Origin of the sequence: Stenotrophomonas sp. HMWF023 (assembly GCF_003060985.1) — a bacterium.
Taxonomy (GTDB): domain Bacteria; phylum Pseudomonadota; class Gammaproteobacteria; order Xanthomonadales; family Xanthomonadaceae; genus Stenotrophomonas; species Stenotrophomonas lactitubi.
The window spans coordinates 1-8,065 of sequence record NZ_QAIJ01000264.1 but is presented as its reverse complement, the minus strand read 5'-3'; the positions used below and the strand labels follow the sequence as shown (position 1 = coordinate 8,065).

Here is an 8,065-nt window from a genome sequence, read left to right as displayed (position 1 = left end):
CTGGTCGGCAACTGAAGGTTCGCTGGGGTTGCCGGCCAGCGGCCGGCACTACCCGTATCCGGGCATCGGCGCGTTGAAGTAGAAGCGGCCAGTATTGACCGTGCGCGCTCAGCGCGGATCGCGCGACGCGCGGCGGCCGAACCACCAGCCCAGCAACAACTGCACCGGCAATGAAACCAGCAGGCCGATGACGAACCACTGTGGGAAATCGCCCCCCATCATCCACAGGCCATAGCCTGCGCCAAGTACCAGCAACGACCATATCGAGGTGCCATGCGCGCGCGGCCAGCACGGAGCGTAGTAGGTGGCAAAGGCAATGGCGGCGATGCCGCCGAGCACGGTGAATGCCAGGTCCCAGCCGAGCTGCGCCTCGCTTCCCGGTGTCATGCCCAGCAGCGATGGCAGCCAGCCTGCCGCACTGCTGACCAAGGCCAGCGCGAGCAACGCGCCGATCAGGGCGAGCAGGGAGAGAAAGATGGTCTTGAGCGTGGCGGGCATGCGCGCATTGTACGGCCGCCAGGCTGCCCGGCGCTGCCGGCAGATCGGCATGGCCGCCGTGCCCGTGGGAGAGGGGAACGGGCATGGCGGCCATGCACAGGGGGTCAGGCAGCGAAGTCGATCACCACGCGGCCTTCGATGGTGCCCGCATGCATGCGCGCGAACACATCGTTGACGTTCTCCAGGCGGTCGGTGCTGACCGTTGCCGCGACCTTGCCTTCGGCGGCGAACTGCAGCGATTCCTGCAGGTCCAGGCGGGTGCCGACGATCGAACCGCGCACGGTGACGCCGTTGAGCACCATGCCAAAGATGTCCAGCGGGAAGTTGCCCGGTGGCAGGCCGTTGAGCGAGACCGTGCCGCCGCGCCGCACCATCCCCAGTGCCTGTTCGAACGCCTTGGGCGAAACCGCGGTGACCAGTGCACCATGCGCGCCGCCGATCTCCTTCTTCAGGAACGCGGCCGGATCGGTGGTGCGCGCGTTGACCGTGACCTGCGCGCCAAGACGCCTGGCCAGCGCCAGCTTGGCGTCGTCCACGTCCACCGCTGCAACGTTCAGGCCCATCGCGCGGGCGTACTGCACGGCCATGTGGCCGAGGCCGCCGATACCGGAAATGGCCACCCAATCACCGGGCTTGGTGTCCGTGACCTTCAGGCCCTTGTACACGGTGACGCCCGCGCACAGCACTGGCGCGATCTCGACAAAGCCCACTTCCTTCGGAAGCAGGCCGACGTAGTTGGCATCGGCCAGCGCGTACTCGGCGAAGCCGCCGTTGACCGAGTAGCCGGTATTGCGCTGTGTTTCGCACAGCGTTTCCCAGCCCCCCAGGCAGTGTTCGCAATGGCCACACGCCGAGTACAACCAGGGGATGCCGACCCTGTCACCTTCCTTGATGTGCCCTACCCCGCCTCCCACGGCCACGACGTGCCCCACGCCCTCGTGGCCGGGGATGAACGGCGGGTTCGGACGCACCGGCCAGTCGCCCTCGGCGGCGTGCAGGTCGGTGTGGCAGACGCCACAGGCCTCGATCTTGACCAGCACCTCGCCCGCCCCCGGGCGCGGTACCACGACTTCTTCGATGACCAGCGGCTTGCCGAACTCACGGACAACGGCGGCCTTCATGGTTCTATTCATGCGTGCTTCTCCGTAGTGCGCTTGCAGACAGGATGGCGCCGGCCCGATGCCCGCGCCTTGATCCCGATCAATCCTCAGAAGAAGCCGAGCTTCTTCGGTGCGTAGCTGACCAGCAGGTTCTTGGTCTGCTGGTAGTGGTCAAGCATCATCCGGTGGTTCTCGCGGCCGATACCCGACTGCTTGTAGCCGCCGAACGCGGCATGTGCCGGGTAGGCGTGGTAGCAGTTGGTCCATACCCGCCCGGCCTGGATCGCGCGGCCCACCCGGTACAGGCGCGCGGCATCGCGGCTCCAGACACCGGCACCCAGCCCGTACAGCGTGTCGTTGGCAATCTGCAATGCTTCTTCTTCGGTCTTGAACGTGGTCACCGACACCACCGGCCCGAAGATCTCCTCCTGGAACACACGCATGCCGTTGTGACCCTTGAACACGGTCGGCTGCACATAGAAGCCGCCGGCCAGATCACCACCGAGCGCGGCCTTGTCGCCACCAATCAGCACCTCGGCGCCTTCCTCGCGGCCGATGGCGATGTAGGACAGGATCTTCTCCAGCTGTTCGCCCGATGCCTGCGCACCCACCATGGTGTTCGGGTCCAGCGGATTGCCCTGCCGGATCGCTGCCACGCGTTCCAGCACACGTTCCATGAAGCGTTCGTAGATCGATTCCTGCACCAGCGCGCGCGACGGGCAGGTGCAGACCTCGCCCTGGTTGAAGGCGAACATGACGAAGCCTTCCACCGCCTTGTCGAGGAAATCATCGTCCTCGGCCATCACGTCGGCGAAGAACAGGTTCGGCGATTTGCCGCCCAGTTCCAGCGTCACCGGAATCAGGTTCTGGCTGGCGTACTGCATGATCAGGCGGCCGGTGGAGGTTTCCCCGGTGAAGGCGATCTTGGCGATGCGCGGGCTGCTGGCCAGCGGCTTGCCCGCCTCCAGGCCGAAGCCGTTGACCACGTTGAGCACGCCCGGCGGCAGCAGGTCGCCGATCACTTCCATCAGCACCAGGATCGACGCCGGGGTCTGCTCGGCAGGCTTGAGCACCACGCAGTTGCCAGCGGCCAGTGCCGGTGCCAGTTTCCAGGCCGCCATCAGCAGCGGGAAGTTCCACGGAATGATCTGCCCGACCACGCCCAGCGGTTCGTGGAAATGGTAGGCCACGGTGTCGTCGTCGATCTGCGACAGGCTGCCTTCCTGCGCGCGCAGGCAACCGGCGAAATAGCGGAAGTGGTCGGCCATCAGCGGTACGTCGGCGTTGAGCGTCTCGCGGATCGGCTTGCCGTTGTCCCAAGTCTCCGCGTGGGCCAGCAGTTCCAGGTTCTGTTCGACGCGATCGGCGATGCGGTTGAGCAGCAGCGCACGGTGTGCGGCTGATGTGCGGCCCCAAGCGTCCTTGGCGGCGTGCGCGGCATCGAGTGCGGCGTCGATATCCTCGGCGTTGGAGCGGGCCACTTCAGTGAACACCTGGCCGTTCACCGGCGAGATGTTGTCGAAGTACTGGCCGCTGCGCGGGGCGATCCATTCGCCACCGATGTAGTTGCCATAGCGCGGCTTGAACAGGGAGCGCGGATCGGTGGCATGTGGGCGGGTGGACGGTACGGCGTTCATGGCGGTTCCTGCGATGGGCGTGGTGCCTCCACAGGCGCAAGGACGATGCCAACCCTGGCCTGCTGCGTTGCATCACGCCTTGATCGCCCGGCCATCGGTCATCGTGTCGCGCAGGCTGCGGCAGTGCAGCAGGCGCGGCCGTTGCAGGCCGACGCGCGGTGTGCTGTTAATCGGGACAGGTCCCGCAACAACTGTCGCAATGTGCGACACAGGAGGCTGTCGGTGTCCCCGCTTGCTCCCGATCCCCGCCTGGGCAGTGCCCGGCGCAGCTTCTTCGAGCGCGGCGCTGCTCCGGTTGGCGCGGTGCCCGAGGCGATCCTGCATTCCTGGCAACGCTGCCAGCGGCACGGCCTGCTGGTGGATGCGCAGCCGAGCGCCGAACCGCTGACCGATCACCGCCTGCGCGAACTGCGCCAGCGCCGCGAGCGCCTGTGGCGACAGGCCCGGCCGGAGCTGGATGGACTGGCTGCGGAAATGACCCACAGCGGCAGCATCGTGCTGCTGACCGATGAAGATGGCTGGATCCTCGACGCCGAAGGCAGCACCGGTTTCCTCGACAAGGCCGGTCGTGTCGCACTGATGCCGGGCATGCGCTGGGACGAAGGCACGGTCGGCACCAATGCGATCGGCACCGCGCTGGTGGACGGACGTGCGCTGCAGGTGCGTGGCGGTGAACACTACTTCGCGCCGCACGGCATCCTCACCTGTTCGGCGGTGCCGATCCTGGATCCCTATGGGCAGTGCCTGGGTGTGCTCGACGTATCCGGTGATGCGCGGTTGCCGCACCTGCATGCACTGGCACTGGTGCGGCAGGCAGTGGCGCAGATCGAGCATCGTGGTTTTGCCGACGGCCTGGCCGACTGCGAGCTGCTGCGCCTGCATCATCAACCCGCGCTGCTCGGCAGTGCGCGCGAGGGCGTGCTTGGCTTCCGCGGCGGCCGCTTGATCGCGGCCAATCGTGCCGGGCTGGCCCTGTTCGGGCTTGATCGGCAGGACATCGGCCGCACGCCGTACGAAGCACTGTTCGAACAGCCGCTGTCGCGGCTGGCCGATGACGGCGTGCTGCTTGATCGCCAGGGTCGTCGTTTGTATGGCGTGCGCGAAGCACGCGCGTCGCGACGTAGTGTGACCACGCCAGCGGCAGCGGCGCAGGTGCCGGCCCGCGCGCAGGGGCCGCTGTTCGATACCGCGCAGCAACAGCAGCTGGCCAATGCAGGACGTGTGCTGCAGGCCGCGTTGCCGGTGCTGCTGCAGGGCGAGACCGGCACCGGCAAGGAAGTCTTCGCGCGTGAACTGCACGCACGCAGCGTGCGTGCCGGAAAGCCCTTCGTCGCGGTGAACTGCGCGGCGTTGCCGGAAGGCCTGATCGAAGCAGAACTGTTCGGCTACGAGGACGGTGCCTTTACTGGTGCGCGCCGCCAGGGCAGTCCGGGCCTGCTGCGGCAGGCCGAGGGCGGCACGCTGTTCCTCGATGAGATCGGCGACATGCCGTTGGCGCTGCAACCGCGCCTGCTGCGCGTACTGCAGGAACGCGAGCTGTCACCGCTGGGCGGTGGCAAGCCGGTGAAACTGGATTTCGCGCTGGTCTGCGCCAGCCACTGCGAACTGCCGCAGGCGGTGGACGCAGGCCGCTTCCGTGCGGATCTGTATTACCGCATCGCCGACCACGTGGTGACCCTGGCACCGCTGCGGCAACATCCCGATCGCGGTGCCGTGGTGGATGCGCTGTGGCAGCAGCTGGGACGCGGCCACGAGTTGTCTGCGCCGACGCGCGCGGCACTGGTGGCCCATGCCTGGCCCGGCAACCTGCGCCAGTTGAGCGCCTGCCTGCGCACGCTGGCCGCCCTGGCTGAGCCGGGTCACGCGGTGGAGCCGCAGCTGCTGCCGGTGGATGTGCGTGCTGGCACGGTGGCCGCGCCAGCCGTGCCGGCCAGCGGTGCATTGGAGGAGATCGCCGAGGCGGCCATGCGCCAGGCGCTGGCCGAATGCCTGGGCAACGTCAGCGCGGCCGCCAAGCGGCTGGGGATCAACCGCAGCACCCTGTACCGGCGGCTGGGTACGCCACGCGGTTGAAGGAGTCTGGTAGCGCCGGGTCTGTGCCCGGCTCCACCAGCAGCCGAACGATCAGCTGGCCAGCACTGCGGCCTCACGTGCCAGGCGCTCGACGCTGTCCCAGTCGCGGGTCTGCATCAGCGCGGCGGTGGTCAGCCAGGAGCCGCCCACGCACAGCACGTTGGGCAGGTGCAGGAACTGGCTGGCGGTCTGCGCGCTGATGCCGCCGGTCGGGCAGAAGCGCACATCAGCGAACGGGCCGTGCCATGCCGACAGCATCGCGGCACCGCCGGCCTGCACGGCGGGGAAGAACTTGAAGGTATCCAGGCCGTGTTCCAGGCCGACGATCAGCTCGGAACCGGTGGCCACACCCGGCAGGTAGGGCAGATCGGCATCGCGTGCGGCGGCATACAGCCGTGGCGTCGCCCCGGGCGATACCGCGAAGCGGCCGCCGGCTTCCTTCACGGCCTGCATCTGTGCGGCATCGAGCACGGTGCCGGCACCGATCACCGCATCCGGTACCGCTTCGACCATTGCCTTGATGGCTTCCAGCGCACGCGGCGTGCGCAGGGTCACCTCGATCACCGGCAGGCCACCACGGAACAGCGCCTGCGCGACCTGCACCGCATCGTCGATGTCATCGGGGGTGAACACCGGAATCACCGGTGCCAGTTTCAGTACCGCACGAACGCGTGGATCAGCGCCGGACATCGAATCGCTCCTCGCCCATCAGGGCCAACACATCAGCTTCGCTGACGGGATTGAAATCGCCGGGAATGGAGTGCTTCAGGCCCCCGGCGGCCAGGCCGAAGCGCACGGTGGCGTCGGCATCGAAGGCGGACAGGATGCCATGCAGGATGCCTGCCGCGAAGGCATCACCGCCGCCGATGCGGTCGACGATGCCCTGCAGCTGGCGTACCGGTGCCTGTGCGCGGGTGCCATCGCGGCCCAGCAGCAACGCGCCCAGCGCATGGTGGTCCACGCTCAGCGTCTGCCGCTGGGTGCAGGCCAGCCAGTGCAGCTGCGGGAATGCGTCGAACGCCGCCGCCGCCGCCGCTTCCACGCGCGCGACCACGTCGGCCTGCTCGAAACGCTGGCCGAGGATGACTTCGATATCGCGGTAGTCGGCAAAGACGATGTCGGCCTGCGCGAACAGTTCGTGCAGGATCGCCTGCGCATCGCCACCCCAGCGCTGCCACAGCTTCGGCCGGAAGTTGCCGTCGAAGGACACACGCACGCCCTGCGCACGGGCGGCGCGCGCTGCGGCCAGGGTGGCCTGGGCCACGTCCGGGCCCAGCGCCGGGCTGACCCCGGACAGGTGCAGCCACTGCGCGCCCTGCAGCAGCGCCGGCCAGTCGTAGTCGGCGGCGGTGCTGTTGGCGAATGCGGAATCGGCACGGTCGTAGACCACTTCGCTGGCCCGTTGCACCGCGCCGGTGGTCAGGAAATACAGGCCCATGCGGCCGTCGGCATCTTCGCGCACGCCGCGCGTATCGACGCCATGCCGGCGCAGTTCGGCCAGCGCATGCGCGCCGAGCGCGTTGCCGGCGACGGTGCTGACCATGGCCACGTCATGTCCAAAGCGGGACAGCGAGACAGCCACGTTGGCCTCGGCACCGCCGACGTGCACCTGCAGCTGCGGCGACTGCAGCAGCAGCTCGCGACCGGGCGCACCCAGGCGCAGCAGCAGTTCCCCGAAACACACGATACGACCCATTTCTGCTCCTTCACGCGTGCCGCCCGCATGTGACACTGGGCGGCGTGGTAGTGGACCACGCGTGGGGCGTGGAATTGGCTAGCGGTGTCATTTCAATCCCGCCCGGCCTTGCCCTAAGCCTACCAAACTGTTGGAAGCATTGTCCTGCAAGCGTCTTGGAGACATTTCAGATCTGTTGCGGTGCAAGATGCCGGATCGGGAACGTGCTGTTAACGTCCGGCCTGACCAGCGGTGTCATCACGCTGAAACAGCCGCGATACCAGACCTTTGGGAGAGGGGAAAGGCATGCATTCTCGGAACCATGAAAAAAAGACACCGGTTACCTTGCTCGCGTTGGCCGTAGCACTGGCCCTGGCAGGCAACGCCGGCGCGCAGCAGCAGAGCGCCAACCCGAACGCCACCGACCTTGATACGGTCACCGTCACCGGCTACCGCGCCAGCGTGGAGAAGGCGCTGGACATCAAGCGTGGCGAAGCCGGCGTGGTCGATGCCATCGTTGCCGAGGACATCGGCAAGTTCCCCGACCTGAACCTGGCCGAGTCGCTGCAGCGCATCCCGGGCGTGGTCATCACCCGCGAGGCCGGCGAAGGCCGCAACATCTCGGTGCGTGGCCTCGGCCCGGAATTCACCCGCGTGCGCATCAACGGCATGGAAGCACTGACCACGGTCGGTGCCGGCGACCAGAGCGGCGGCACCAACCGCGGCCGTGGTTTCGACTTCAACGTGTTCGCCTCGGACCTGTTCTCGCAGCTGCTGGTGCGCAAGACCGCCTCGGCCGACGTAGAGGAAGGCTCGCTGGGCGCCACCGTCGATCTGCGCACCGCGCGTCCGTTCGACTACGACGGCTTCACCTTCGCCGCCAGTGGCCAGGCCAGCTACAACGCGATGGCCGAGAAGGCCGACCCGCGCATCGCCGCGCTGGTTTCCAACACTTTCGCCGATGGCACCTTCGGCGCACTGCTGTCGGTGGCCTATTCCGAGCGCCAGGCGCTGGAGGAAGGTTCCAACACCGGCCGCTGGGCCAACGGCCCGAGCAACGGCAACTTCGCCGCGTCCTCGCC

Annotated in this window: 7 protein-coding genes; 2 read left to right on the top strand and 5 right to left on the bottom strand. The window is 67.6% G+C overall.

The window, feature by feature from the left end; all coding sequences use genetic code 11:
* Positions 1-108: 108 nt before the first annotated feature.
* The 3 genes from DBR20_RS15140 to adh all read right to left on the bottom strand — a co-directional run bounded on the left by DBR20_RS15140 (position 109) and on the right by adh (position 3,235).
* Positions 109-498: a hypothetical protein gene (locus tag DBR20_RS15140; protein ID WP_108266752.1), complete on the bottom strand. Its 390-nt coding sequence runs from the start codon at positions 496-498 to the stop codon at positions 109-111.
* Between the two features lie 104 nt (positions 499-602).
* Positions 603-1,631, bottom strand: coding sequence for an alcohol dehydrogenase AdhP (gene adhP / locus DBR20_RS15135; protein WP_108266751.1), 1,029 nt, complete (start codon positions 1,629-1,631; stop codon positions 603-605).
* Between the two features lie 74 nt (positions 1,632-1,705).
* Complete coding sequence (gene adh / locus DBR20_RS15130) at positions 1,706-3,235, bottom strand: aldehyde dehydrogenase (RefSeq protein ID WP_108266750.1); 1,530 nt, start codon at positions 3,233-3,235, stop codon at positions 1,706-1,708.
* 222 nt (positions 3,236-3,457) lie between these two features.
* On the opposite strand from adh, the gene DBR20_RS15125 reads away from it, so the two are divergent.
* Positions 3,458-5,308, top strand: coding sequence for a sigma-54-dependent Fis family transcriptional regulator (locus tag DBR20_RS15125; RefSeq protein WP_258223382.1), 1,851 nt, complete (start codon positions 3,458-3,460; stop codon positions 5,306-5,308).
* Positions 5,309-5,359: 51 nt separating this feature from the next.
* On the opposite strand, the gene eda is transcribed toward DBR20_RS15125, so the two are convergent.
* Both eda and DBR20_RS15115 read right to left on the bottom strand, forming a co-directional pair.
* Positions 5,360-5,998 (bottom strand): bifunctional 4-hydroxy-2-oxoglutarate aldolase/2-dehydro-3-deoxy-phosphogluconate aldolase, encoded by a 639-nt coding sequence (gene eda, locus DBR20_RS15120; protein WP_099819436.1) that lies wholly within the window; start codon positions 5,996-5,998, stop codon positions 5,360-5,362.
* The gene (locus tag DBR20_RS15115) at positions 5,985-7,004 is read right to left on the bottom strand and encodes a sugar kinase (RefSeq protein ID WP_108266748.1); all 1,020 of its coding nucleotides are present in this window, start codon (positions 7,002-7,004) and stop codon (positions 5,985-5,987) included. The genes eda and DBR20_RS15115 overlap by 14 nt, the downstream gene beginning before the upstream one ends.
* Before the next feature lie 285 nt (positions 7,005-7,289).
* On the opposite strand from DBR20_RS15115, the gene DBR20_RS15110 reads away from it, so the two are divergent.
* On the top strand, positions 7,290-8,065 hold a 776-nt coding region (locus DBR20_RS15110; RefSeq protein WP_181393100.1), incomplete at its 3' end, for a TonB-dependent receptor plug domain-containing protein.